The organism is Marinospirillum sp. (genome assembly GCF_044810985.1).
GTDB lineage: Bacteria > Pseudomonadota > Gammaproteobacteria > Pseudomonadales > Halomonadaceae > Marinospirillum.
This window is the reverse complement of the sequence record NZ_CP085242.1, coordinates 41,801-67,398: the sequence shown is the minus strand read 5'-3', so window position 1 is coordinate 67,398 and position 25,598 is coordinate 41,801. Positions and strand designations below refer to the sequence as shown.

28 protein-coding genes are annotated in these 25,598 nt (G+C 53.5%); 13 read left to right on the top strand and 15 right to left on the bottom strand.

Features of this window, described 5'->3' with window-relative positions; all coding sequences use genetic code 11:
• Window positions 1–20 precede the first annotated feature (20 nt).
• Both LG323_RS00360 and LG323_RS00355 read right to left on the bottom strand, forming a co-directional pair.
• On the bottom strand, window positions 21–2,171 hold the full coding sequence (locus tag LG323_RS00360; protein WP_404418054.1) for an FAD-dependent oxidoreductase: 2,151 nt from the start codon (window positions 2,169–2,171) through the stop codon (window positions 21–23).
• Window positions 2,172–2,230: 59 nt separating this feature from the next.
• Window positions 2,231–2,890, bottom strand: coding sequence for an ArsR/SmtB family transcription factor (locus tag LG323_RS00355; RefSeq protein WP_404418051.1), 660 nt, complete (start codon window positions 2,888–2,890; stop codon window positions 2,231–2,233).
• 125 nt (window positions 2,891–3,015) lie between these two features.
• Between LG323_RS00355 and LG323_RS00350 the strand changes: the two genes are divergently transcribed.
• Window positions 3,016–3,360 (top strand): DsrE/DsrF/TusD sulfur relay family protein, encoded by a 345-nt coding sequence (locus LG323_RS00350; protein ID WP_404418048.1) that lies wholly within the window; start codon window positions 3,016–3,018, stop codon window positions 3,358–3,360.
• Between the two features lie 19 nt (window positions 3,361–3,379).
• On the opposite strand, the gene LG323_RS00345 is transcribed toward LG323_RS00350, so the two are convergent.
• Genes LG323_RS00345 through LG323_RS00335 form a run of 3 tightly spaced genes read right to left on the bottom strand, consistent with a single transcriptional unit; the run spans window position 3,380 to window position 6,932 of the window.
• Entirely contained in the window at window positions 3,380–4,585 is a 1,206-nt protein-coding gene (locus LG323_RS00345) for an MFS transporter (RefSeq protein ID WP_404418046.1), read from the bottom strand.
• Window positions 4,586–4,645: 60 nt separating this feature from the next.
• A complete protein-coding gene (locus LG323_RS00340) occupies window positions 4,646–5,563 on the bottom strand; it encodes a metallophosphoesterase family protein (protein WP_404418043.1) in 918 nt (305 codons plus the stop codon).
• Entirely contained in the window at window positions 5,556–6,932 is a 1,377-nt protein-coding gene (locus tag LG323_RS00335) for a sodium:proline symporter (RefSeq protein WP_404418041.1), read from the bottom strand. Before LG323_RS00335 ends, LG323_RS00340 begins: the two co-directional genes overlap by 8 nt.
• Before the next feature lie 141 nt (window positions 6,933–7,073).
• On the opposite strand from LG323_RS00335, the gene LG323_RS00330 reads away from it, so the two are divergent.
• Together LG323_RS00330 and LG323_RS00325 are read left to right on the top strand one after the other, a co-directional pair.
• A complete protein-coding gene (locus LG323_RS00330) occupies window positions 7,074–8,711 on the top strand; it encodes a methyl-accepting chemotaxis protein (protein WP_404418038.1) in 1,638 nt (545 codons plus the stop codon).
• An 8-nt stretch (window positions 8,712–8,719) separates the two neighbouring features.
• Complete coding sequence (locus tag LG323_RS00325; protein ID WP_404418035.1) at window positions 8,720–9,289, top strand: DUF924 family protein; 570 nt, start codon at window positions 8,720–8,722, stop codon at window positions 9,287–9,289.
• Window positions 9,290–9,318: 29 nt separating this feature from the next.
• On the opposite strand, the gene LG323_RS00320 is transcribed toward LG323_RS00325, so the two are convergent.
• Window positions 9,319–9,987: a haloacid dehalogenase type II gene (locus LG323_RS00320; RefSeq protein WP_404418032.1), complete on the bottom strand. Its 669-nt coding sequence runs from the start codon at window positions 9,985–9,987 to the stop codon at window positions 9,319–9,321.
• A gap of 161 nt (window positions 9,988–10,148) precedes the next feature.
• Here LG323_RS00320 and LG323_RS00315 point away from each other — a divergent pair, with 161 nt between their 5' ends.
• Window positions 10,149–10,649 (top strand): hypothetical protein, encoded by a 501-nt coding sequence (locus LG323_RS00315; protein WP_404418029.1) that lies wholly within the window; start codon window positions 10,149–10,151, stop codon window positions 10,647–10,649.
• Here the strand turns inward: LG323_RS00315 and nrtS are convergent.
• The 5 genes from nrtS to LG323_RS00290 form a co-directional block, all read right to left on the bottom strand.
• Window positions 10,641–10,910: a nitrate/nitrite transporter NrtS gene (gene nrtS / locus LG323_RS00310; RefSeq protein ID WP_404418026.1), complete on the bottom strand. Its 270-nt coding sequence runs from the start codon at window positions 10,908–10,910 to the stop codon at window positions 10,641–10,643. The two genes, LG323_RS00315 and nrtS, sit on opposite strands and share 9 nt — an antisense overlap.
• The gene (locus LG323_RS00305) at window positions 10,907–11,110 is read right to left on the bottom strand and encodes a zf-HC2 domain-containing protein (protein ID WP_404418023.1); all 204 of its coding nucleotides are present in this window, start codon (window positions 11,108–11,110) and stop codon (window positions 10,907–10,909) included. The genes nrtS and LG323_RS00305 overlap by 4 nt, the downstream gene beginning before the upstream one ends.
• Entirely contained in the window at window positions 11,104–11,700 is a 597-nt protein-coding gene (locus LG323_RS00300; RefSeq protein ID WP_404418020.1) for a sigma-70 family RNA polymerase sigma factor, read from the bottom strand. The genes LG323_RS00305 and LG323_RS00300 overlap by 7 nt, the downstream gene beginning before the upstream one ends.
• The gene (locus LG323_RS00295; RefSeq protein ID WP_404418017.1) at window positions 11,681–12,229 is read right to left on the bottom strand and encodes a carboxymuconolactone decarboxylase family protein; all 549 of its coding nucleotides are present in this window, start codon (window positions 12,227–12,229) and stop codon (window positions 11,681–11,683) included. Before LG323_RS00295 ends, LG323_RS00300 begins: the two co-directional genes overlap by 20 nt.
• An 80-nt stretch (window positions 12,230–12,309) precedes the next feature.
• Window positions 12,310–13,203, bottom strand: a complete 894-nt coding sequence (locus LG323_RS00290; protein ID WP_404418014.1) for an AraC family transcriptional regulator — start codon at window positions 13,201–13,203, stop codon at window positions 12,310–12,312.
• Window positions 13,204–13,325: 122 nt separating this feature from the next.
• Here LG323_RS00290 and LG323_RS00285 point away from each other — a divergent pair, with 122 nt between their 5' ends.
• Entirely contained in the window at window positions 13,326–13,601 is a 276-nt protein-coding gene (locus tag LG323_RS00285; protein WP_404418011.1) for a BrnA antitoxin family protein, read from the top strand.
• 23 nt (window positions 13,602–13,624) lie between these two features.
• Here LG323_RS00285 and LG323_RS00280 read toward each other — a convergent pair whose 3' ends face one another.
• Window positions 13,625–14,374 carry an endonuclease/exonuclease/phosphatase family protein gene (locus tag LG323_RS00280; protein WP_404418008.1) on the bottom strand — a complete coding sequence of 250 codons (750 nt, stop codon included), beginning with the start codon at window positions 14,372–14,374 and terminating at the stop codon, window positions 13,625–13,627.
• A 231-nt stretch (window positions 14,375–14,605) separates the two neighbouring features.
• Here LG323_RS00280 and LG323_RS00275 point away from each other — a divergent pair, with 231 nt between their 5' ends.
• Window positions 14,606–15,577 carry a hypothetical protein gene (locus LG323_RS00275; protein WP_404418005.1) on the top strand — a complete coding sequence of 324 codons (972 nt, stop codon included), beginning with the start codon at window positions 14,606–14,608 and terminating at the stop codon, window positions 15,575–15,577.
• Window positions 15,578–15,653: 76 nt separating this feature from the next.
• Complete coding sequence (gene ilvD / locus LG323_RS00270; protein ID WP_404418003.1) at window positions 15,654–17,330, top strand: dihydroxy-acid dehydratase; 1,677 nt, start codon at window positions 15,654–15,656, stop codon at window positions 17,328–17,330.
• A gap of 11 nt (window positions 17,331–17,341) precedes the next feature.
• Here the strand turns inward: ilvD and LG323_RS00265 are convergent, their stop codons facing one another.
• The gene (locus LG323_RS00265) at window positions 17,342–17,740 is read right to left on the bottom strand and encodes a helix-turn-helix domain-containing protein (RefSeq protein ID WP_310697470.1); all 399 of its coding nucleotides are present in this window, start codon (window positions 17,738–17,740) and stop codon (window positions 17,342–17,344) included.
• A 76-nt stretch (window positions 17,741–17,816) separates the two neighbouring features.
• Between LG323_RS00265 and LG323_RS00260 the strand changes: the two genes are divergently transcribed.
• Window positions 17,817–18,866 (top strand): SO_0444 family Cu/Zn efflux transporter, encoded by a 1,050-nt coding sequence (locus tag LG323_RS00260; protein ID WP_404418000.1) that lies wholly within the window; start codon window positions 17,817–17,819, stop codon window positions 18,864–18,866.
• On the opposite strand, the gene LG323_RS00255 is transcribed toward LG323_RS00260, so the two are convergent.
• Together LG323_RS00255 and arsS are read right to left on the bottom strand one after the other, a co-directional pair.
• Window positions 18,813–19,664: a sterol desaturase family protein gene (locus LG323_RS00255; protein ID WP_404417997.1), complete on the bottom strand. Its 852-nt coding sequence runs from the start codon at window positions 19,662–19,664 to the stop codon at window positions 18,813–18,815. The two genes, LG323_RS00260 and LG323_RS00255, sit on opposite strands and share 54 nt — an antisense overlap.
• Before the next feature lie 12 nt (window positions 19,665–19,676).
• Window positions 19,677–20,642, bottom strand: coding sequence for an arsenosugar biosynthesis radical SAM (seleno)protein ArsS (arsS, locus tag LG323_RS00250; RefSeq protein WP_404417994.1), 966 nt, complete (start codon window positions 20,640–20,642; stop codon window positions 19,677–19,679).
• A 204-nt stretch (window positions 20,643–20,846) separates the two neighbouring features.
• Here arsS and pyp point away from each other — a divergent pair, with 204 nt between their 5' ends.
• The 5 genes from pyp to LG323_RS00225 are packed head-to-tail and all read left to right on the top strand — an operon-like array spanning window position 20,847 to window position 25,577.
• Window positions 20,847–21,224, top strand: coding sequence for a photoactive yellow protein (gene pyp, locus LG323_RS00245; protein ID WP_310697465.1), 378 nt, complete (start codon window positions 20,847–20,849; stop codon window positions 21,222–21,224).
• Window positions 21,225–21,257: 33 nt separating this feature from the next.
• Window positions 21,258–22,520 (top strand): AMP-binding protein, encoded by a 1,263-nt coding sequence (locus LG323_RS00240; protein WP_404417990.1) that lies wholly within the window; start codon window positions 21,258–21,260, stop codon window positions 22,518–22,520.
• Window positions 22,521–22,523: 3 nt separating this feature from the next.
• On the top strand, window positions 22,524–24,110 hold the full coding sequence (gene hutH / locus LG323_RS00235; protein WP_404417987.1) for a histidine ammonia-lyase: 1,587 nt from the start codon (window positions 22,524–22,526) through the stop codon (window positions 24,108–24,110).
• A 59-nt stretch (window positions 24,111–24,169) separates the two neighbouring features.
• Window positions 24,170–24,631 carry an NfeD family protein gene (locus tag LG323_RS00230; protein WP_310697461.1) on the top strand — a complete coding sequence of 154 codons (462 nt, stop codon included), beginning with the start codon at window positions 24,170–24,172 and terminating at the stop codon, window positions 24,629–24,631.
• Window positions 24,632–24,635: 4 nt separating this feature from the next.
• Complete coding sequence (locus LG323_RS00225; protein ID WP_404417983.1) at window positions 24,636–25,577, top strand: SPFH domain-containing protein; 942 nt, start codon at window positions 24,636–24,638, stop codon at window positions 25,575–25,577.
• The last annotated feature ends 21 nt before the right edge of the window (window positions 25,578–25,598 follow it).

Below are 25,598 nucleotides of genomic sequence, written 5' to 3'. Positions count from 1 at the left end.
GACGGCATGACTGCCTCCTGCTAGTTTAAACGCCATTCATGGTATTTTTTCAGCCAACGCAGCACGCCTTCAGGGGCATGAGCCTTTTTCCAGTTACCGGCGGCAGATTTGTTGGCTTCTGTCAGAGTGGGATAAATATGAATCGTCCCCAGAAGTTTGTTCATCCCCAGGCCATGTTTCATGGCCAGCACAAACTCGGCAAGCAGATCTCCGGCATGCGGGCCAACCAGGGTAACCCCAAGAATTTTATCCTTGCCCGGTGGTGTCAGAACTTTCACAAAACCATAAGCCTGACTGTCCGCCAAAGCACGGTCCAGATCATCAATACCATAAAGGGTCACTTCATAGTCGATCTTCTGTTCTTTGGCTTCTTTTTCATTCAAACCCACTCGGGCCACTTCCGGGTCGGTGAAGGTCGCCCAGGGCAGGAAGGTGTAATCCACCTTAAACGATTTCAAATGTCCGAACAAAGCATTGACCGTCGCATGCCAGGCCTGGTGTGAAGCCGCATGGGTCAGTTGGTAAGGCCCCACCAGATCACCACAGGCATAGATATTGGGAAAAAGGGTTTGCAGATAGGCATTGGTTTCCAGCGTTTTGCCGGTTTCAGGCACAAGACCCAATTCTTCCAATCCATAACCTTTCAGGCGCGGCTTGCGTCCCACGGCTACCAGCAAGCGATCAAAAGCAAACGCCACTTCTTCACCTTCGGGGTTGGTGGCAATCAGGAGATTTTCCCGGTCACGCACTTCAACACGCAAAGCCTGGTGCTCCAGCTTAACGGCCACCCCTTCAGCCTGCATTTTATTCAGCACGGCATCACTGGCATCCCTGTCCTCACGGGGCAGCAACTGCGACCCTCGCTCCACTTGAGTGACCTGAGAACCCAAACGCTGAAAAGCCTGACTGAGTTCACAGCCAATGGGGCCACCCCCCAACACCAGCAGACGCTCGGGTTGTTCCCGAAGTTGCCAGAGGTTATCCGAAGTCAGGTAATCAACATCACCCAGTCCGGGCAGATCCGGTACAAAAGGCTCAGCCCCAGTCGCCAGAACAATGCTGCGGCTGGTGATGCGCTGCACCTCACCTGAATTCAGAGTCACCTCCACTTCCCAGGGCGATACCAGGCGCGCACACCCCTCTTTGGCCTCCACACCCAGCCCGGTATAACGCTCTACCGAATCATGCGGTTCTATCTGCTGAATGACTTGCTGAATTCGCGCCATCACCTGCTGGAAATCAATTTCCGGTTCCCGGCTTTTCAGGCCATAGTTTTCAGCTTCGCGCATCTCCTGAGCCAGGCGCGCCGAACGAATCAAGGCCTTGGAAGGCACACAACCGGTATTCAGGCAGTCGCCGCCCATCTGATGTTTTTCCACCAGGGTCACCCTGGCTTTAACCGCTGCAGCAATATAAGCCGCCACCAGGCCCCCACTTCCGGCACCAATCACCAGCAGGTTGGTATCAAAGCTTTTGGGGCGTTTCCAACCCTGCAACTTCTTACGATTCTGATAGCTGTTCAGCAGCTTGCGGGCCAGCAGGGGAAAGAGCCCAAGGAGAGCAAAGGACACCAGAAGCTCCAGGGAAAGCACATCACCCGGACCGGCAATCTGTGCCAGTTGGGTGCCGGCATTCACATAAACCACCGTTCCTGCCAGCATCCCGACCTGACTGACCCACCAGTAGGTCGAAACCTTGATGCGGGTCAGCCCCATGGCCAGATTGATCACGAAAAAGGGGAAAGCCGGAACCAGACGCAGGGCGAAAAGATAAAAAGCACCCTCTTTTTCAATACCCGCATCCAGTTTCTGCATGGTCTTACTGAAGCGTTGTTTGACCCAGCCCCGCAGTAAAAAGCGCGAGACCAGCATCGCCAGAGTCGCACCCAGGGTAGAGGCAAAGGATACCAGCAACAGGCCCCAACCCAGGCCGAAAACAGCACCCCCGGCCAAAGTCATGATGGTGGCACCGGGGAGGGAAAGTGCCGTGACGCCCACATAAACCAGAAAATACAGGCCACTGACCAATAAAGGCTGGGCATCGCGAAAGGCCACCAGTTCACCCTGTTGGCGTTTCAGATTGTCGAAAGTCAACGCATCCAGCCAGCCCAATTGCCAGACCAGAGCAATCAGGGCAGCAAGAAGTGAGAGCAGCAGAAGTTTTTTCAGCATCACCAGCATCCTTTTTTATTCAGTGTAAGGCTTGGTCGCTGAAAAGATTGGAATCTTACTTAATCCACCGGCAAGCCAGCCGCTTTCCATTCCGGGTAGCCTTCTTCATAGCGGGTTACCTGAAAACCCAGTGACCGCAAACGCTCAACCACCTGATGGGAAAGGACGCAATAAGGGCCACGACAATAAGCGACCAGGGGTTGATCCCTGGGCAGTCGATCCAGAAGTTGATCCAACTGGTCGGCTGGAAGGTTGAGCGCTGAAGGCAGATGACCGGCCTGGAATTCGTCTTCAGAACGCACATCCAGCAACTGGACGCGACCGGCTTGTAGATCAGCCCAAAGCTCCTGGGTGGACTTGGCTTCCAGGGGCTGATCTTCATCGGCAGGAGTAAACAAACGGCCCACCAGGCGCTCGACTTCAGCCAGATTGCTTTGTGCCACGTCACGCAGCAGGTTCAGTAATTGCACGATGCGTTCATCCGTGAGCCGATAAATCATCTGACGACCCTCCCGTCGTGCTGTCACCAGCCCCGCCCGACGCAGATGCTGCAAATGCTGGGAGGCATTGGCAATGGAAAGCTCAGCTGCAGTGGCCAACACTTCCACCGAAGCCTCGGCCTGGGCCAGACGCTCCAGTAACTCCAGACGATGACCATTACCCAGCGCCCGACCAACCTGAGCGAGGGTTTCAAAGAGCTGTGAACGTGGTGTGGGCATAGCAACCTCTGAAAAATATTAGATCCCAAGGATACACCCTGCCTTGACAGGACAACAGTACCCTATCTAATATTCAATTACTTTATTGAATTATTGATAAGCATAAACTTGAATAGGAGGAATTAATGAAAACCCTAATTATCATCAATGACCCACCTTACGGCACCGAGCGCCTTTACAACGGTTTGCGCTTGGCTCATGCCATGAGCAAACGTGGCAGCGAGACCACCGTGTTTCTGATGGGCGATGCCGTTTCCGGTGCCAAGAGCGGTCAGAAAACACCCGATGGTTTTTACAACACAGAACGCATGATCAAGCGGGTCACCAGCAAAGGCCAGGTTCTCCTGTGTGGAACCTGCATGGATGCACGCGGGATCACCGAAGAGGAAGTGGTGGACGGTGCTCAGCGCAGCACCATGGATGCACTGGCAGAAGCCACTGAAGCAGCAGACAAGGTTCTGGTCTTCTAGGGAAACTTCCTGGTTTTGTTTAGGCACTTTCCTGGTTGCTGGCTGTTGCAGCGGCTCTGGTTTTCCACCAGACAACAATCAAGGCAACCAGAAGTACAGGAGCCAACATGGCCAGGTTCAAGAGCTCCCAACCCAGGTGATGCAACAACTGGCCGGACAGCAAAGACCCCAGGGCCACCAGCGAGAAAATAATCAGATCATTCACTCCCTGTACCTTGCCGCGTTCCCTTTCGCTGTGCAGTCGCGTCAAGAGCGCACTGCCACCGATAAACAGAAAATTCCAACCCACACCCAGCAGCACCAGAGCCATCCAGAAATGATTCAGAGTCTGACCAAGATTGGCCACCACAGCGGTACCCACCAATAACAAGGCCCCCATCATCAGAATCTTTTCCACTCCAAAACGGGCAATCAAACCACCGGTAAAGAACGAAGGGGCAAACATACCCAGCACATGCCACTGCATGATAAAAGCCACCTGACTCATATCAAAACCGGCCGAACGCATGGCCAGGGGAGTGGCGGTCATCACCAGCATCATGACTGCATAGCCGACTGCTCCAGCTATCACCGCAGCCACAAAAGCAGGCTGGGCAGCAATCGTCTTCATGGGGCGCAGCGGATCACCGGCTTGCGGCTCGCCACTGGGCGGCACCTGCAACTGACTGATCAAACCCAGCGCCACCAGGGCCAGAAGGGCAATCATCAGATAGGGGCCACCCAGAGGAACTGAAGCGATCCAGTCCACCAGAAGGCTGGCATTCCAGGGGCCAAGAAATGCAGCAGCCACACCCGCGGCCATGACAAAAGAAATGGCCCGGCTTTTAAAGGCCGGACTGGCTACATCAGCCGCGGCAAAGCGGTAATACATGGCAAAGCCCTGGTAAATACCCAGGATCAGATTGCCCACGGCGAACAGCCAGAAAGATTCCAGGGCAATACCGATAAAACTAACCAGGCCGCCGCCCACACCGCCGACAGAGGCACCCACCAGAAAACCCAGGCGACGACCGACTTTTTTCATAAACAGCGAGGCAGGCAGGGTGGAAGCCACGGTACCCAGCATCATCAAAGCAATGGGCAGAGTGGCCAAAGCAGGATCAGGACTGAGCTGAACACCCACCACTCCACTCAAAGTCATCACCGTGATGGAGGCAATCATAAACAGCATCTGACTGAACACCAGCAGAGCCACATTGCGTTTTTCGTGAACAAAACCGGACATGGACAACCCCCAATAACATTCAATCAAGTTGTTGAATGTTGTTTCAATCTCAGCCCGGTGTCAAGCCGATAATTTCACTCCTGTACCCTGACTGATTCTTTGCCAATAGGATAACCAAGCATCCGAACCTTCAGGCCAGGCATCCAGGAACCACTCTTGCCAGGCTTGAGCATCAAAATGCAGCGGTAATGCCTGATAATACAAACCCTGATATTCCGTCTGGTACAGAGGCTCCAGTAAACCGGGCTGGGTTGCAATTCTTGTGACCACACCATAAAGCCCATCGGCAAAATTGGGCATCCCCGCAGCACCGTTATTGATCACGACACCCTCGGGGTAACGTCTGCAAACCGGCTGGCAGGTATGTGAAGAAGCAAAAGCATCCACTTCAGCCGCTTGCAGCCAGCTTTGAATGCTGGCCCTTCGGTCAGGTTCATCAATCCCTTCACGATCAAAACCCCAGCCCGCCAGGGAAGTGGCATCACCATGCACCAGAGCAACCGGGCGGTCACCTACGCGGACTTTCATAAACAAAGGCAAACTTCGTAAATTCTCAAGAAGCTGATCCTCCTTGGGCAGTTGCTCTTTCAAGCGCTGGTGAATTCGATTGGAGCGTGCCACGACAGCCTGATCCACAGATTCCGGGTAGGCGCAGCCACAACCTGCATCGGCAGTGGCCCGACCCAGCTCCTTTTCGACATTACCCGCCAGGGCATCAAAAGCCTCAACACCTTCCTGAATCCAGGTGAACCAGTCCTGGTCGGTATCAAACCAATGAAAATCACCATTGAAGACCACCCTGGCACCCGGTTCTTTCGCAGCCAACTCTTCTACAGCTTTGAGTGCAAAAGGGTTGCCATACAGACCCCCGACTACATAGAGCACCTCACAGGAAAAAGCTTCAGGTGTTGCGGCCAGATCTTCAGACCGATACCGATAATCCAGAGGGCAGCTGCGCCCGGCAATTAAATTACTCATCTTGCATCCCCCACCAAAAACTGATCATACCCACAGAGAGAATCAACAGCGTCAGAATCAAAAGCTTGCTGTAGTCATGCTCAACTCCGCTCCAGGAACCGATCCAATTCACATAGCCGGAGGTTTCCAGAAAGTAAATCGCCGAGCCGCCCACAGCAAACAGGAAATTGACCAGAAAACTCCACCGTGCCACCCGCCGGTTCATCCAGATACAGAAAATGATAACCGGGGTCAGAAACAGGGAGGCCGTACCACTGACCGCAACGGCTGCGTACAAGTCATCGGTGCCAAAATAAACCAGAAAAAGACCGCTTAACATGAACAGCAGCATGACCAGACGGCCCCGGTTAGGGTGAACCCGACCCATTCCCATATCCACGATGGCCAGCTTGGAGGCACTGGAAAGCGTTGAATCCAGGGTGGAAGCGGCGGAAACAATCAGCGCCAGCCCGAGCAGAAAAATTGCCGGTGTGCCCAACAGTCGCTGCAGGGTGGCCATCATTTCTTCATCACCCAGGCGATGCAAACCGGCGAAAACACCCAGCAGCCCAAACAGCAGGATAAAAGCAGTGGAAATCCAGAAGGCCTGAATAAAACTCTTGCGAGTGGTATCACGATCACCCAGAAAACCCCGATCCATCATCACCGGGTCGTGCAGGGGATAACTGATCACCTGCAGCAGGGCCACCACTAGCAGAATCCAACCAGGACTGGCCAACTCTGGCGAACTCATCACCAAGGCCGGTAACTCAAATTGACTGTGACTGAACAGCATGACCAGAAGAACCAGTAACACAGCCATCAACAGCAGCATTTGCTGGACATCGGTTTTCAGGGAAGCACTCAAGCCACCCTTGAGTGAATACAAAAGGGTGATCGCAGCCACAGCCAAAATGGCCAGATTATAGGCACCGGAACCGGCCGCTCCGAAAACAATCCCCACCACCAGCAGATTGGCAAAAACCTCAGACAGTAAACGCAGAGAAACCAAAAGGTTGTAGCCAAGTACACCCAAACGCCCAAAGCGCTCACTGAAAAAAAACTGGATGTTTGAATAACCATGCACAAAGCGCAACCGATCAATAATCAACCAGCCGGTCAGAAAAGAAGCATAATAAACGGCATAAGCCAGAGTCCCTGCAATTCCATAAAAGTAACCCAGTAAGGCTGCATTCATCAGCGAACGTGCGAAAATCCAGGTGGTCACCTGGGAGAGGGTCAGGGTCCAGACTCCCGGAGCATAGCCCGGCTCCTGCCCCCTGAAAAAACCTTCCACCGTTCTAACTCGTGGTGCCGCCCACCAACTCAGCCCGGCGATGGACAACAAGACCGACAAGAGCAAAGCAACCTGAAAACTGGAAGTGATCATCTTTCTTATCCTCGGATTATTGTTTATGGCTTGGTCGCCTTGATCCAACCGGTCTTACAAAAGTGTCCAAAAATTTTTAAGCTAAGCTGTGTAAGAAAAACAGCTCGACAGCGACGGAATAGAAAACAGGAGTCAATGGTCATGCGTAATAACCAACCCGTGAAGGACACCGAATACCCGTTGAGCGAGCGTAGTGTCATCATTTCCCATACTGACGCTCAGGGAAAGATCACCTACGTCAACGATGACTTCATTCACTTTGCCGGTTTCAGCGAGCAGGAGCTTCTGGGACAGCCCCACAACATCATTCGTCACCCGGACATGCCAGCCGAAGTCTTCAGGGATGCCTGGGCGACGCTGAAACAAGGCCGTGCCTGGCAGGGCATCATCAAAAACCGCTGCAAGGATGGTGGGCACTACTGGGTCAAGGCCAATATGAACCCGGATGGTCAGGGCGGCTTCATGAGTGTGCGTTTAAAGCCCAGCACGGAAGAAATCCAGCAGGCCAGCCAGCTTTACCGGCAGATGCAAAACGGCCGCAAAATCCGTTTTCATCTGGGTCATGTCATCACTCCCGGCTTTCTGGCTCGCATCGGGCGTTATTTTGGCAATCTCGACTTTCCCCGCAAGGCCATGCTGCTTTATCTGGTCAGTTTCCTGGGCATGGCTTTGGCGGCCTTCTTTGAAATTCTCGCCTCCAGTGACCCGGCTCCCTTGCTGCGCCTGGTGACCCTGATGGGCGGTGTTGGTGTCACCGGCCTGCTCCTTCTCTGGTATCTGGTCAACAAGCAGCTGGGCCGCCTGCAACAACTCAGTCATATCGCCCTGGAAATCGGCAAAGGCAACCTGCGTACTGAAACCCCGCTGGGTAAAAGTGATGCCATCGGTCAGGTGTTCAATGCCATGCAAACCATGCGCAATCGCCTTTATGAAATTGCCTTTCAGTTCAATCGTTCGTCGTCCTCCCTGAATTCTTCTGCCGATGAACTGGTGGCTTCCAGCCAGCAAACCGCCGAAGGTGCCCAGGAGCAATCCCAGGCCGCTGCCAGCATGGCGGCCGCTCTGGAAGAGCTGAGTGCATCCGTGGAGCAGATCGGAGAAAATGCCAAGGCAGCCCATGAAGCTTCAACCCAGGCGGGAGAAGTTGCCAACAGCGGTGCTCGGGCTGTCAATGACAGCACCCAGGAAATTGCCTCCATTGCCGATGCCGTCAGGGAGTCCTCAGAAGAACTGGAAGAATTGGATGGCCTCTCCGATCAAATCGGCAGCATTGTTGAAACCATTCGCGGTATCGCCGAACAAACCAACCTGCTGGCTCTGAATGCCGCCATAGAAGCGGCCCGGGCCGGTGACCTGGGCCGAGGCTTTGCAGTGGTTGCCGATGAAGTCCGCAACCTGGCGGAACGTACCTCTCACTCCACCGAGGACATCACCAGCATGGTTCACCAGGTTCAGGAACGCACCAAGCAGGCTGTCACCCGCATGCGCGAAGGCGTCAAACGCGTGGAACAGGGTGTGGAAACCGCCAGAGAGGCCAGCAGCTCGGTTGCCAATATCGAAAATGAAACCAACCGGGTCGTCCAGGCCACCCAGGACATTCAACAGGTGTTGGGAGAACAAAGCATAGCAGCCCGGGAAGTTGCGGAAACCATTGAAAAGATTTCCAGCAAAGCCGATGACAATGCCGCCCAGTCCGATCAGACCAAGGCGGCCAGCGAACAGCTCCGAGCCATCAGCAACAGTATTGAAAACCTGGCCCAGCAACTCAGAATTTATTGAGAACCCTTATGCACCCTGACCGCACCCTGAATAAAACGGAAACACCTCAATCAATACTGGATTTCTGGTTTCAGGAACTGACACCCAAGCACTGGTTCGCCAAAGATCCTGTGCTGGATCAAAACATGGCTGATCGCTTCGGGGCTGTGCATGAACAGGCGGGGCGTTGTGAACTCTACGCATGGCGAGCCAGCCCTGAGGGGCGTTTGGCGGAAATTTTGGTACTCGATCAGTTTTCACGCAATATCTACCGGGATTCGAGCCGGGCCTTTAGCTGGGATGCTTTGGCATTGATGCTGGCGCAGGAAGCGGTGGCACAAGAGATTGACCAAAAACTGACGCCGGAGCAGCGCAGTTTTTTGTATATGCCCTATATGCACAGTGAGTCGACCCTGATCCACAAGGAGGCCGAAACCCTGTTCAATCAGCCGGGGCTGGAGAACAACCTCAAGTACGAGCGCCAGCACCGGGCCATCATCGAGCGTTTTGGTCGCTACCCTCACCGCAATGCACTCCTTGGACGGGACAGCACCCCCGAAGAGCAGGCCTTTCTGAAACAACCCGGATCTTCTTTTTAACCCTTGCCGGGCAAGGGTCGGATGACAGGCTATGCCAGGAGGTCGGCCAACTCCTTCAGGGAGGTCACTTCCAGATCTGAGGCAGGGCCTAAAGGAAAGGGTTGCTGGCCGGGGCGTGCAACAAAGGCTGACTGCATACCCGCCCAGGAGGCTCCGGCCACATCCCAGCCATGAGCAGCCACCAACAAACAGTCTGATGCCGCCACCCCTGCCTGCTGGGTAGCCCAGTGGTAAACACGGGTATGCGGTTTGTAGAGTCCCACCTCTTCGACACTCAAGGCGGCCTCAAACAACGAGGAAAGCCCGGCATTCTGCAATTGGTCAGCAACGGCGGCTCGTGAGGAGTTGGTCAGGGCAAAGAGCCGGTAACCGGCAGCATTCAGGCGCTCAAGGGCCGGAACAACATCCGGGTGCGCCGGTAAAGCACGAATCGGGGCAACTGCCTTTTTTGCTGTAGCTTCATCCAGTTCTATTCCCTGGTTCCTTGCAGTCATTTGCAAGCAGGCGACAGCAATTTCAGCAAAGTCCCGATAGTGATCCGCTACCGTGGTCACCAGTGAATATTGCAGCAGCGTGGTGAACCAGAGGGGCACCAACTCGGGGCGACCGCCCAAAGCTTCACCTATACTTTCCTTGACGGGTTTCAGATCCAGAAGGGTTTCATTCACATCAAAGAAAATGACCTGGGGTTTTAGCATGGAGACTCCAAATTACAGGTACGGCGAACCACCACAAACAGGGTGATCACACCACCGAGGTGTTACAATGCCCGGCACACCAACCCAGGAAAGCATCCCCGGCCGGGTCCAGGCTCATCATTTGAGCCGCCCTCATTGAGCTTTCACAATGGCTGAACCCCATGATGAATCACACTATCAATTCCGTAATCAAGCCACTGATTGCAAAATCGCTGACACTGATTTTCTTAGGCCTGGCCGGGGGCAGCATCCTGTCATTAATGGTCAATATTGTCTATGGCATCATAAATGGATCCAATGCCATTGATATATTTCTGCAAAGCATCAACACCGCAATTATTGCCCTGGCTGTCTTTGAACTGGCACTGGTCATCAACAAAGAATATTCCGACAGCATGGAAAAAGAGGATGCCGTGACCAGTTTAAGAAAAACCTTGCCCCGGTTTATAGGCATGGTTTGTGTTGCCCTATCACTGGAGGGCTTGATTATGGTTATTAAATACAGTCAGTTAGAGCTGGCAGGAAACCTGTATTACCCGGTGGCAATCATTTGCAGCACAGCCCTGCTTTTAATGGCCCTCAGTATTTTCTTGTATTTGACGAGTGAAAAGCTGAAAACAACCCGCCGATCGCTTGATGCAGTCACCCCTCAATCAGGGTGACTCCGTGGGTTGACTGGTGTATTCATGCTGGTGTTTTCGATGGCTGATTTCATTTTTTACGGCACTGTAGGTGGCAACACAAAAGGGAACGAGAAAGTTCATGAAAAAGTGAGGCCAACTGGGACTGGCATCACCCCAGAGAGCGCTACTCTGGTTGATCAGGTTAAGGATAATACCCACAACCAGAGCGATTTTGACAGAGTTGCCCACTACACGAGGCAGCAGGCAGAGGGAGCAATAATAGGCCGCTTTTCCATTCATTTTTGATCTCCTGATTCATCAGCTTCCAAGCGTTTTTGCCATTCCGGACCGAGCTGATGCAACAAATCTATTTGTTGATGACAATTGCGGCAGCCTTTGCAGAGCATTTCATGCATTTTCAGGCTCCAGTGTTCCTTGCGAGTCAGAGTTCGATCCTGACTAGCCGACATCAGTTGGGTGGCTTGTTTGCAAGTCAGCATGCGGCCTCCTCACTGAGCCAGCCTCTTTCCAGACACAGGCGCAGCTTCATTCGTGCCCGGTAGAGAATGACCGAGCAGTTGTTTTCGCTGATGCCCAATAGTTCGCAGATTTCGCAGATATCCACTTCCATCAGTTCGCGCAGAGAAAACACTCGCGCCGGTACATCCGGCAAATGCAGCATGCAGGCATCAAAAACCCGCCAGAAGTGACTGGAAGCCAAGGCCTCTTCAGGATCACCCCAGGCTTGAGGGTGAGCATCCCTAGCCCAGAAGCCGGAGCTTTTGAATTGCCGGTCCAGTTCTTCCTCACTGGGCCAGGCTTCTTCACTCAGCATCCAGTTGGCGCGGCGTTTCTGATTGCGAAAGATATCCAGAATTTTAAAGCGCAAAATGCCGAACACCCAGGTTTCAAACTGGGAACGCCCATCAAAGCTGTCCAGCTTGTTGAGCGCTCCGAGCAGAGCTTCCTGAACGGCATCTTCAGCCTGGTCATCAAACCTCAGTTGCAGACGGGCAAAAGCCAGCAACCGCGGCCTGAGTTTTTCCAGGCGCTCTTGATAAGTGGCTGGTTCAGCGAGCGTTCCAGGCATTTTTAGCGAAGGCCTCATTCAGCGGCGGGTTGCTCAGGTGGTTAGTATAGTTGCTGAGGGTTTTCAGACCCGCAGCCAGTATCACCTCCATCACCTGTTGCTGTTCAAAACCGGCCTCTAGAAATTCATCCACTTCCTTTCCGGCCCAACCTTGCTTACCGACAATAGCCTGGGTGACCTTGGCCAGGGCGGCCATGCGTGGGTCACCAATGGAATCGCCATCACGCAATGCCTGAATGATCTCTTCATCCACTCCGGCCCCCTGAGCCAGGGTGGTGTGGGCCGCCACACAGAATTCACATTGGTTGGCCACACTGACGGCCAGCAAGACGACCTGCTGCTCCTGCGGGGATAGGCTTGAGCGTCCAAAAATATCAGAAAGCGTCTGATAGCCTTCCAACAGGGTCGGCGCATTAGCCATCATGCCATACATGGAAGGAACAAAGCCCAGCTTGTCCTCAGTGGCTTGCAAACGTTCCTTTGCCGTACTCGGTGCAGTTTCAGGCGTGTGCAGAGTAAAGTCGGCCATAGCTGACTCCTTTTTCAATGATTCGAGAATTCACTTTCAGCATAACCAAGCCAGCTCTATGAAAACGGTCACAGCGTCTTTTATTTGACTGCCTGCGTCCGCCTCACCTGCCCTGGCGCATCCTGCCAAAAATCCTTGAAGGCTTTACGAAAGGCACTTTCTGAGCGATAACCGACATTCATGGTGACTTCCAGCACAGACTTCCCCTGTGCCAGTTGCTGCCTTGCCCTGTGCATACGCAGGTGGCGCAGGTATTCGCCCGGTGGCATGCCCTGGGTTTCCTGAAAGTTTTTCGCCAGAAGGGAACGGGCTACGCCCACCTCCTTGGCCAGTGCGGTGACTCCCCAAGCATTTTCCGGGCTGGCATGCATCAAGGCCAGAGCCTGATCAATATAGGCAGGAACGCAGTTTTCCAGCTCAGACCGGGTGACCGCATTTTGTTCCAGAGCAGCCCGCAACAGGTAAATCAACAGGGGTTCAGCAAGCAGCTCCAGAATATGCACAGAACCCAGATCCTGCTGCCCTGCTTCAGTAACCAACAATTGCAAAAGATATCCCAAGGCGGTTGTCGAACCCTGCTGCCTTTTAAGATGCAGCAAGGGTGGCAATTGACGAAACCAACCCGGCAAATACCCCTGCCGAAACCGAAAGTAACCACACACCAGCCCTACACCTTCAACCGGTTCCTGAAGGTCAACTTCTCTGCTGGCCTGCTGCCCGGGATCAACCGGCAAAAGCTGATGGCGACGATCCTGCGAAAAAAACAGCAGATCCCCTTTCTGCAAAAGAATTTTTTCTCCATCCGGCCAGACCAGCCAGCACTCCCCTTCAGTCACCAGATGAAAACTGGGGTCCTGCGGCACATCATGCTCCAGCAACCAATTGCCACAATGCTTGCCGACATGGAATAACTGCCCGTGGATACCCAGAGGCTGAACCAAACGGGTCAGCCAGTCTTCTTGCTGGATGCTCAATACGATCTCCTTTACAAGCACTCATTACCGTGGAATCATCCCCGCTGTTATTCAAGGAATCAAGAGACACTGAATCAGAGTGATTTCTGCTCGCGATATGCACCGTAAAGAGAGGGCTGTTTATGAGCAAGCCAAAAAAAACACCTGAATTCAAAACTGAAGCTGAAGAAAGAGCTTTCTGGGAAAACCATGACTCATCTGACTACGTTGATTGGAAACAGGCAGAAACAGTTTCTCTTCCGAAATTAAAACCCTCCACCAAAACCATTTCACTGCGCTTGCCTGAAGCCTTGCTTGACCGGATTAAAGTTGAGGCCGATAAGCGGGATATGCCTTACCAGTCACTAATCAAGGCCTGGCTTGCAGATGATGTAAACGAAAGCCGACGGGCTGGCTGACAAAATCAGACAGAAATTTATTATTAGTTAATGCTCAAGGTCAGGGGAACATGGTCACTAACTGAGATCCAGTCATCATGCTCACCAACATGAAGTGAACTCTTCTCAGTCAAATCAGCGGAAGTGAACACATAATCGATATGGTAAGGCTTCTGTCGATTCTTCTGCAGGAAAAATGTCGGCTTTGATTCCTGACCTTGTAGTTCCTGAAAGTCGTGGTGATACTGACTTTGCAAACCGATTGCCTCCAATTCTTCAACAACTCCTGTGTGACTCCACCAGCGATCAGCTTGATCCCAGATTGCATTGCTATTGAAATCACCAAGAAGAATTGTGTTAGAGCCACTAAGGTCAGCTCTGTGTATCTGAAGATACTTCCAGAGCTGACCGATATAACCAAAAGCCTGGTTGCCACTTCCTTTCGTCCATACAGCAAGCGCTGTCATTTGTTCATTGATCGTAAACGGCAAAAACAGCCTTAAGTCTTTTGAATGCCAGCGCAGCGAGCTGCTTTTAGCTTCCAGCCCTGACAAACAAAACTCACCACTCCAATTCAACTGCTGAACCCGGTGCTCTTTACGAGGAAATACACCTATACCGCGATTTTTTGATTCCCCCACCCACAGGTAATCACCAGCCCATTCCCGATAAGCCGGAGTTGACAGCTCAGGATTTTCACATTCCTGAACAACAAGGATATCTGCTTCCAGGTTGCCAGCTTCAACCAGTTTGCGCCTCAAGGCACCATTACAGTTCCAGGTTACGATTTTCATAGGCTCGGATATAAGAGAGATGACATCTGCCGGGTGACCAGCACCTCAATCAGAATACTGGTTTTTTTGAATGTCCAAAAGGGGAAGCAAAAGCCAACAGACCTCTCGGCAAGCACGCTTAGACTAGAACGGAAAAATAACAGCGTCAAAACTCCAGAAAAATTGACTGGAAGCCAATGTTATACTGGATTTTATCCAGCCTATCGACACTACTGACCCAGAGATCAACCCATGAACAAGCAACCGGACGGCATTCACTTCTTCAGTTGGCAAAGCCGAATTTCCCTGCTGTTGCCGGTGGGTTTTGAGGAGTTTCAGGAGGATGAATCCACCCACAGTGTCATTTATGCCGATGACCTGGATGCAGAGGATGAACCCGGCGCGCGTATTCTGACCAGGTGCACACGTTTGTTTCCCGGTCAGCAGGAGGCGGATCTGCAGTTGGCTGAACAAACCGCAGCCTTGCCGGGGCATCGGCTGGTTCAGCGTGAAGTCCAGCCGCTGGCGGGCATTCCGGCCATTTATCAGCAACTGACCATCAAGGATGAACAGGGGGAGCAAATTGCTCTGGATGCCTGCGTTCAGGTGGATGATCTGCTGTTCTCAATCAACTGTCGAGCCCCGGCCCATCGGGCTGAAACCTACCTGCCACAATTTCAACAGTTGCTGAAGTCGGCAAGACTGATTCTCTTGTCGGAAGATCGGCCAGCCAGCCTGGACCCGGACAGTGGTCTTCTGGCACATCATCACCTGCGGCTTTCCGCCTGGCTGCCGGATGGCTGGATGCCGATCGAAGAAAAACCTGAAGTACTGCGCTTTTATGGCCCAGCGACACCCGGCATGTCCGGTTACCAGCCCACCTTCAGCATCACTCTTGCTGAGCCGGACGATTATTCCAGCAATGACTGGATGCAAGAGCTGGTGGATGAACGTCTGGAACAACTCCAGGATTCAGCCGATTATCGCCTGCTGGAACACCAAAACCTGCAACTCCCTGACCTGATGCCTGCCCAGCTGATCAGCTACCGCTGGCAACCGGATGATGACCACTATTTCCACCTGCTGCAGGTATTCATCAAGTGTGGCTACCGGGATTTCTACATGATCAATGCTGCCACCCTGGAGCCTCTGGCTGATGAGCAGCTGCCGTTGTTTTACCAAATGCTGGAAAACCTGAGGTTTTTGCCAACTGCTTTTAAATAGCAAAGAGGTCTTGATTGCCGTACCCACAAGCTTCTGTCAGGATAATTCCAATAACCTAGCCTGTCAGGAGTTCAGCATGCCACAAGAAAAGAATCGCCGTTATTCATCCCCCGTGGTCGATGGTATTGGTAAATCAGCCAGTCGTGCCATGTTAAGAGCCGTGGGTTTCAAGGATGAAGATTTTCAAAAACCCCAGGTAGGCATCGCTTCCACCTGGAGTAATCTGACCCCTTGCAATATGCACATCAATCGTCTGGCCGAAGAATCAGCCGCCGGTGCCGATGAAGCAGGTGGTAAATCCCTGATATTCAATACCATTACCGTGTCGGATGGTATTGCCAATGGCACTGAAGGCATGAAGTATTCGCTGGTTTCCCGCGAAGTGATTGCTGACTCGATTGAAACCGTAGCGGGTTGCGAGGGTTTTGATGGTTTGGTAGCCATTGGTGGCTGCGACAAGAATATGCCGGGGTGCCTAATGGGTCTGGCACGCCTGAATCGACCCTCGGTGTTTGTTTACGGTGGTACCATCATGCCCGGTGAAAACCATACTGACATTATTTCCGTCTTTGAGGCAGTCGGTGCCCATGCCCAGGGGAAGCTCGATCTGATTGACGTCAAGCAAATCGAAGAGACCGCCATTCCCGGACCGGGTTCCTGTGGGGGCATGTATACGGCCAACACCATGGCCTCGGCGATTGAAGCCATGGGCATGAGTCTGCCGGGCAGCTCAGCTCAGAATGCAGTATCCGACAGCAAGATTGCAGATTGCCGCGCTGCGGGCTCTGCCGTGCTCAAGCTGCTGGAAGAGGATATCAAGCCATCTGACATCATGACCCGGGAAGCCTTTGAAAATGCCATTACGGTCGTCATTGCCCTGGGCGGCTCCACCAATGCGGTACTGCATTTACTGGCCATGGCCAGCACGGTAGGTGTGGACTTATCGTTGGAAGACTTTACCGAAATTGGCAAACGCGTGCCGGTACTGGCCGACTTGCGGCCCAGTGGCCATTATATGATGTCGGAATTGGTTGCCATTGGCGGCATTCAGCCCCTGATGAAAATGCTGTTAGAGCGCGGAATGCTGCATGGTAACTGCCTGACCGTCACTGGCAAGACACTGGCTGAAAACCTGGCTGAAGTCGCGCCCTACCCCGAAGATCAAAGCATCATTCATGCCTTCAACAATCCCATCAAGGCAGACAGCCACCTGCGAATTTTATACGGCAACCTGGCACCCACGGGTGCGGTTGCCAAAATCACAGGTAAGGAAGGCACCCACTTTACCGGCCGGGCCCGGGTCTTTCACTCCGAAGAGGAAGCTCAGGCAAAAATTCTTGATGGCCAGGTCGTTACCGGTGATGTGCTGGTCATTCGTTACGAGGGTCCCAAAGGTGGGCCGGGTATGCGAGAAATGCTCAGCCCTACCTCGGCCATTATGGGCAGAGGTCTGGGCAGCGAGGTTGCGCTGATTACCGATGGTCGTTTTTCTGGAGGCAGCCATGGCTTCGTGGTCGGTCATATCACCCCCGAAGCAGCCGAAGGCGGCCCCATTGCTTTGGTTGAAGAAGGCGATACCATCACCCTGGATGCCATCAACAACCGGATTGAGCTGGAGGTTTCCAGCCAGGAACTGGAACGCCGTCAACAAGCCTGGCAGCCACCCCAACCCAAATACACCCGAGGTGTGCTGGCAAAATATGCCCGTACGGTAGGCTCAGCCTCAAAAGGCGCAGTGACTGACCTGCCCTGACTTAACCAGCACTATTCATACAGGGTCTGAATGATTCGGCACTGGGCAACCTTCCCACCTCTGCACTGGTGAGCGACTTCTCTGAGTTCATCAGCCAGAGCCTGCAGGGAGGCAATGCGTTCTTCCAGTTGTTGTAGGTGTCGGCTGGCCAGATCATCGGCGGCAGTGCAGTCGGCATCCGGGTTATCAGAGAGTTCCAGCAGCTCACGTATGGCATCCAGGTGCAGCCCCAAATGGCGGCCATGTCGGATAAAACCAATCCGCTCAACGGCCGCCCGGTCATAATAGCGATAACCCTGTTCACTTCTTTGTGGCTGCGCCAGTAGGCCCAATTTTTCATAGTGGCGGATGCTTTCCGGTGAGCAGCCGGTTTGCTGGGCGACTTCCCCGATACGAATTTGTTTAGTCATGGCTTGACCCTGTAACGATTACAGGGTTTAGCCTAGTCATTAGTGACTTGCACGACAAGCCTTTTCGGAGAAAACCATGCAAATGCTTCTGGAAATTCTGAGTGTTGCTTTAAGTGCAGCCCCCTGGTTGTTGTTGGGCTTGCTGATTGCCGGTCTGATCAAGGCCTGGCTGCCGGAAAGCCTTTTGCAACGTTGGATGGGGGGCCACGGTCTGGGCAGTATTTCCCGTGCGGCAATTATCGGCATGCCCCTGCCCTTGTGTTCCTGCGGGGCAATCCCCACGGCTCTGACTTTGCATCGCGGTGGAGCCGGTCGTGGCCCCACCACGGCTTTTCTGATCGGCACGCCAGGGGTCGGGGTGGATTCCATTCTGCTGACCAGCGTTCTGCTCGGGCCTTTTATGGCTGTGGCTCGTGTTCTGGGTGCTTTGGTGACAGCAATCAGCACTGGTTTGCTGGTGGGGCTCACTTCCGAGCAGAAAACACCCGCTCCTGCAGCGGAAAAAGCTTCTTCGTGCTGCTCCAAGAGCAGCTGTTGCGACAGCGATGCTTCAACCGAGGACAGCTGCAGTACAACCAGCAATCAAAGTTCACTCCGCCAGGGGCTGCGCTATGCCTTCAGTGACCTGCTGGATGATATCAGTGTCTGGGTTTTTGCCGGTCTGTTGCTGGCCGGTGTGCTGGTCACTCTGATGCCACCCGAAACCCTGGCTGGCTTGTCCGGTGGTTTTTTATCCTTGTTGCTGATGGCGGTAATCGGTATTCCCCTGTATGTCTGCGCCACAGCCGCCACGCCCATAGCAGCAGGTCTTTTACTGACCGGTATTTCTCCGGGCATGGCTTTGGTTTTTCTGCTGGCCGGGCCCATCACCAGCCTGGCGACTTTGGGCCTGTTGCGGCGTGAATTCGGCACCCAGGCCCTGATGATTTATCTGGGCAGCATCCTGGTGGTGACCGTGGCTTTAGGCTGGCTGCTGGATGAATTGCTGCGCCATATTTCTCTGGACCCCGTGGCTCAGGCCACTGAAGTCCAGGAGCTACTGCCTGCCTCTCTGGAATGGCTGGCTCTGGGGCTATTGCTCGTTTTTGCCCTCCGCCCCCTGCGGCAGCGGCTTTTCGGGTTCTAAGGATGTTCTGGGCAGGGGTTTGAAAGGCATCAGCAAGAGGTTTTTCAAGCCCAGCTTTTCCTGTTTTTGCTGATAGCTCAATCCCAGAACCATGGATTCGTGGCCATCCCTGGGGTTCTGGGTATAGGTGCCCAGCAGGCGATCCCAGATGGAAAGAAAAAAACCATAGTTGCTGTTGGTTTCCTGAGGGTAAATGGAATGATGAATCCGGTGCATGTCAGGGGTAATAATAAACCAGCGCATGACCCTTTCCAGTCGGGGTTGCAGACGAATATTGGCATGGCTGAACATGGAAGCCGCATTGAGCAGAACCTCAAACACCAGCACAACCAGCGGATTCAGACCCAGAGCAGCCACGACAGCCACCTTGTAAATCAGTGACAAAAGGATTTCCACAGGATGAAAACGCAGTCCACTGGTGACATCCAGATCCAGGTCGGCATGGTGCACCTGATGCAGTCGCCAGAAAAAGGGCAGGGCATGCGCCAGCACATGCTGTAGATAGATGGACAGATCCAGCAGCAACAGACCCACCACAAAAACCAGCCAGGGCGGCCAACCCACCAGATTTAGAAGGCCCCAGCCTTCGGCCTGCACATGAAAAGCCATGGCCACGGCTGCCGCACCCAAAGTCAGACGCTGGATCACAACATTCAAGGCAATCATGCCCAGATTGATTCCCCAGCGCTGTTTACGGGATTCCCGCCAGGTACGCATAGGGCGCAGAAACTCCAGGCTAGCCACCACCAGGAGTACCAATAAAAAAACACCCAGTCTGATGCCTGCTTCACTGCTCATACGCTGGACTCCTTATTGGGACAGGGCACCACCACAGCTGCTTCCCTGCCCTGCGGTACAGCCATAACAATGATCAGCCACACGAATTGGTTGACCCTGTAAATCCGCATCCAGTATCTCTTTCAGGTAAAGGGGCGTACGAGCCTCCCCCAGTGGCAACTGCAACTGCTGGTTGAAATCGCAATCATACACCCGGCCCTGATAATCCACCGACAGGGTATTCAGACACATCAGGCCGGGCAGAGTTGCCTGATTGAAACTGGCCTTGAGCAAATCCATATAGGTGTCAAATTCGCCACGGCTGATCAGGGTACTGCCAAAACGCTGAATGGGCATATTGGCCAGGGTCAGAAGGTTATTGAAGCGAATACCGAAATGTTCATACAGCTCCTTCTTGTAAGCCTGCTCCAGTTCCAGCTGGGAAGGCGGCAGGCTGGGGCCGAGGGGGTTGTACACCAGGCTGAGTTGCAGCCCGCTGCCTTCCTGGCCATACCCCAGATCATTAAGCTGTTGCAGCCCCTTCAAACTGGCCTCAAAAACACCATCACCGCGCTGGGCATCGACATTTTTGGCCGAATAACAGGGTAAGGAAGCCACCACTTCCACCTGGTTTTCAGCTAAAAACTCTGCTGTGGTTTCCTGGCCGGGTTCACAAAGAATGGTCAGATTACAGCGGTCAATGACCTTCACGCCTCTTTTGCGAGCTTGTGTCACCAGCCAGCGAAACTGCGGATGCAACTCAGGTGCCCCCCCGGTGACATCCAGAGTATGGATACTGGGATTGTGATCCAGTAAAGCCAGGAGTTGCTCCAGGGTTTCCTGACTCATGGCTTCCTTGCGTTTGGGGCTGGAAGCCACGTGGCAATGCAAGCAGGACTGGTTGCAGGTGAGAGTGATATTGGCCTGCAAGACTTCCAGCTGTCCTCGGGCCAGAGCCGGAAAATCCGTGGCAATCAAGCGGGGCAAGGTAGCGTGCATCTTTAAACTCCTGAGGTTAAGGCTTTGGTGGTTGGTCGTTTGACCCGCCTGCTTCTTACAGAGACCTTTGAATTGGTGTTCAGTTTAGCTGAAGAGTCAAATGCCTCCAAAATATTCTTGTACAAAAACTTGACATAAACTTATACATAGCCCATCTTGACATGGAAGCAACACAACATCCACCGAGCAATAGCGGAGAAGACCATGGAAATTTTATCTTTCGGTTCCGACAACATTGAAAACAGCCTAGCCAAGATGTCCAAGGAGCAACTGAATGACGTTGCTTTTGGCGCCATCCAGTTGGACGGTCAGGGCAAGATTTTGCAGTACAACGCCGCCGAGGGCGATATCACAGGGCGCGACCCCGGTCAGGTGATTGGCAAGAACTTCTTTCGGGAAGTGGCCCCCTGCACCAACCGTCCCGAGTTCAAGGGCCGTTTCGATGAAGGTGTTAAAGCAGGCAACCTGAATGTCATGTTCGAGTACACCTTTGACTATGAAATGCAGCCCACCAAGGTGAAGGTGCATATGAAAAAAGCCCTGACTGGCGACAGCTACTGGGTTTTTGTTAAGCGTCTTTAATCCACTGATTTTGTAACAACAAGAGGTGTGCTTATGCAGGGTTTTGAGCTGAGTGAAACCACTCTTCTGGAAGTCATCAAGGCCTTGGTCGCTGATGAACTGAAGGCTTTAAGACCTGAAACAGCTCAGGATATTTTTCCTGAAGACTGGGATAAGCACACCTCAATTCATCCCCTGCCCGCCGATTCCAAGCAAGCCTCTTTGCAGGCTGACTCCCTGGAAAAGCTGGCATTGGCAACCCGTGTGACCGATTTTTTCCAGATTCGTGAGAGCGGTCTGGAAGATTATTTGCTGAGACACAAAACCCTGGGCCAATGGGCCGAACTGGTGGCCGAAGCTCGAAAACGAGGCACACGGAATATCACTTTCTATACCTCGGGCAGCACCGGACAACCCAAAGCCTGCCCTCAGGAATGGCAAAGCCTGGTAACCGAAGCCGAATATTTTCGCCAGGTGTTTACCCAAAAATTGCAACAGCCCATCCAACGCATTCTGGCCCTCAGCCCTTGCCAGCATATCTATGGTTTTTTATTTTCCGCCTTGTTGCCAGACTTACTGGATGTTCCTGTCATCCGGGGGACTCGGGCTTTTTCTTGGGTTCAAAGCCGGAATCTGCAAGCCGGTGATCTGGTGATTGGCTTTCCCTTTATCTGGAAGCAGATCAGCCGCAGCCAGCAGCCTTTTCCTGCCGGGGTGGTGGGTATCACCTCCACTGGCCCTTGTGATCCGCAAATCATTCAACAGCTCCAGCAGCAGGGTTTGAGTCATCTGCTGGAGATTTACGGTTCCAGTGAAACCGGCGGCTTGGGCTGGCGCGAGCAAACGGACCAACCCTTTGAGTTGCTGCCGCGCTGGCAAGCGGTCGAAGGCCGGGATGATGTCTTGCTGGATCTTGTTTCCCGCCAACAACAACCGCTGAACGATCAATTCCACTGGCAGGATAACCATCACTTTTACCCGGCCGGTCGTCTGGATCAGGCGCTACAGGTTGCCGGAATCAATGTTTTCCCTGCCCGGATTGCCGAACAATTGCGCCAGCTTCCTCAAGTTCAGGAGGTGGCTGTACGCCTGATGTCTCCTGCAGAAGGCGAGCGCCTCAAGGCTTTTGTGATCCTGGCTGATCCTCAGCAATCAGAATCAGAGCTGCGCCAGCAATTGCAAACCTGGTGCCAGCAAAACCTCAAAACCGCTGAGCGCCCCCAGGCTTTCACTTTTGGAAACCAACTGCCTCGCAACTCGCTGGGTAAAGCCAGTGACTGGTCTCTGCAAACTTCCAACCTGACACCGACTGAGTAACCCATGCAAAGAATACAACTCCAGGCAGAAACCAGCCTGACCTTACAGGAATTAGAAGCCATCGCCTTGGGCGCCAGGCTGGAGTTAAGCGAAGCCCATTGGCAGGCCGTGGCCCGTTGCCGGGAGTTTCTGGATCAATTGATTGCAGGCAAAAGAAGAATTTACGGGGTCACCACAGGCTATGGCCCTTTGGCCAATACCTATGTGGATACTGAGTCTTCCGCACAACTGCAACAGGGTTTGGTGCACCACCTGACCAGTGGCACCGGCCCTCTGTTAAAGAAAGAGCAGGTGCGAGCCATCATGGCCGCCCGTGCCGTGACCCTGGCTCGTGGCCATTCCGCGATTCGCCCTGAAGCCCTGCAACTGCTGCTTGATTGTCTGGAAAAAGACCTGATCCCTCAGGTTCCGGCCATAGGCACCGTGGGAGCCAGCGGTGATCTGACCCCTCTGGCGCACATCACTCTGGGTTTGATGGGTCAAGGGGATGTCTGGTTAAAAGAGGCCAACCTCCCCGCACAGCAAGCCTTACAGCAAGCCGGACTTCAGCCTTTGAACCCGCAAGGCAAGGATGCGCTGGCTCTGGTCAATGGCACTTCGGCCATGACGGCTATCGCTGCGCTGAATGCCTGTCAGGCTAAGCGTTTGCTGGAGCTTTCCGTTTCTCTGACGGGGCTTTATGGCGAGCTGCTGAACGGTCACCTGGAAGCGCTGCAACCTGGACTGGCACAATTGCGTCCCCATCCAGGTCAGCTCTGGGCGCAGGAAGCCTTGCTGGCAGCCTGTGTCGACAGCCAGCGTCTGCAGGGTGTTGAGCAGCCACCGCCGCGTTTACCGGAAGATCTGGCTGCTGGTACAGCTCGTCACAATCAGCCTTTACCCCAGGATGCCTATACGTTTCGCTGTGCACCCCAACACCTGGGGGCCGTCAAGGACACCCTGGATTTTCATCAACAGGTGGTTGAGAGAGAAGTCTGGTCAGTCACCGACAACCCCCTGTTCCTGCCAGACACCCAGGAAGTGCTGCATGGCGGTAACTTTTTTGGCCAACATGTCGCCCTGGCCGCCGACGCCTTAAACAATGCTCTGATCACTCTGGCGGTGCACAGCGAAAGACGCATTGCCCGCATCACTGACCCCAGCATGAATCAGGGGCTACCACCCTTTTTACGCGGCAACAACAATGGCCTGCACAGTGGCTTTATGGGTGCTCAGGTCACCGCCACCGCTTTGGTGGCAGAAATGCGCACCCAAGCCAGCCCGGCCAGCATTCAATCCATTGCCACCAATGCCAACAACCAGGATGTGGTGACCATGGGTACTCTGGCAGCCCGGCGCTGTGCCACAACACTGGAACGTCTGACCGAACTCCTGGCCATTGAAAGCCTGATTCTCAGCCAGGGTTATGAGCTGAGAGGCGGCCAGTCGGCAGGCTTTTCCCGATCCGCCAGCCAACTGCATCAAGCGGTGCGCAAAATTGCGGATGGCCTGACGGATGATCGCCCTTTAGCTGGGGATATTCAAAAACTCAGCCAGCAACTGGCTGACCCGGCTTTTATCGCCGCCTTGCAAACAAAACCGGGCTTGTAGTTTTCCTGAAACACCGTCAGTCTAGGCTTCTGACTATGATTAGCCTGCAAGGAGGCTGAATGACACCTCTCATCTGGATCTCTCTGGGCCTGCTGCTTATTCTTTCCGAGCTGCTGGCCACCAGTATTGTTGCGGTATTTCTTGGCCTGGGTGCCCTGGCCGCAGGCATTGCGTTGCAACTGGGCTGGGCGGATGGCCTGACAACCCAACTGGTGATTTTCAGTCTGGTCAGCCTGATCACTCTGCTTCTGGCCCGGCGCAAACTGAAACGCTGGTTTGTCGGTGAGACCCGCAACAAGCAAAATTCCAACCGGCATTTTCAGCAGGAAATTGGCCAACGCGTGGAAGTCACTGAAGACTTCATCCAGGGCGCAGGCCGAGTGAGCCTGAATGGCGTTCACTGGGATGCCTACAGTGAAGACGAACTCAAAAAAGGCGATATCGCCTGGGTAACAGCCAACCGAGGCATTCAGTTGTTTGTAACCCAACAAGCCCCCAACCAAGCAGCACCCCAGGAGTAGCAACATGGATAATCTGGATTTTGGCAGCATTCTGGCCCTTGGCCTTGCTCTTTTCGTTATTATTGCCGTTATCAAATCGGCACGCATCGTTCCCCAGCGATCCAATTTTGTGATCGAGCGTCTGGGCAAATACAACCGGACACTGGATTCCGGCTTTCATATTCTTATTCCTTTTATCGACAAGGTTGCCTACGCCCACACCCTCAAGGAAGAAGTGATTGATGTTGAACGCCAGGCCTGTGTTACCAAGGACAATATCCAGGTCGGCATCAATGGCGTCATGTACATCCAGGTGGTGGATGCCCATCAGGCCAGTTACGGTATCAACAACTACCGTTATGCCGCTTCCCAACTGGCCCAGACCACCATGCGTTCCGTGATTGGCCAGACGGATCTGGACAAAACCTTTGAAGAAAGAGCCAAGATCAATGAAGAAGTGGTCAAGGCTCTGGATGATGCCGCCAAGCCCTGGGGGATCAAGGTGCTGCGCTACGAGATTTCCGATATCGAGCTGCCCGCCAGTATCAAGGATGCCCTGGAACAGCAGATGCGCGCCGAACGCGAACGTCGGGCCGCCATTGCCAAGTCTGAAGGTGAACGCCAGGCCATGATCAATGTTTCTGAAGGTCAGAAGCAGGAAGTCATCAACCTGTCTGAAGCTGAAAAACTCAAACAGATCAATGAAGCCGAAGGCCGTGCCCAGGAAATCGAACTGGTGGCCACCGCCACAGCAGAAGGTCTGCGCAAGATTGCCCTGGCCATCAAGGAAGACGGCGGTCGTGATGCCGTCAGCCTGCGGGTTGCTGAACAGTATGTGAAAGAATTTGGCAACCTGGCAAAAACCAACAACACCATGATTATTCCGGCAGAGCTATCCAATATCGGCGGTGCGGTTGCAGGCATCACCGAAGTCTTGAAAGCCAGCTCCATGAATAAATCAACTTAAGCCGCTCACCTAGGAAGCCTC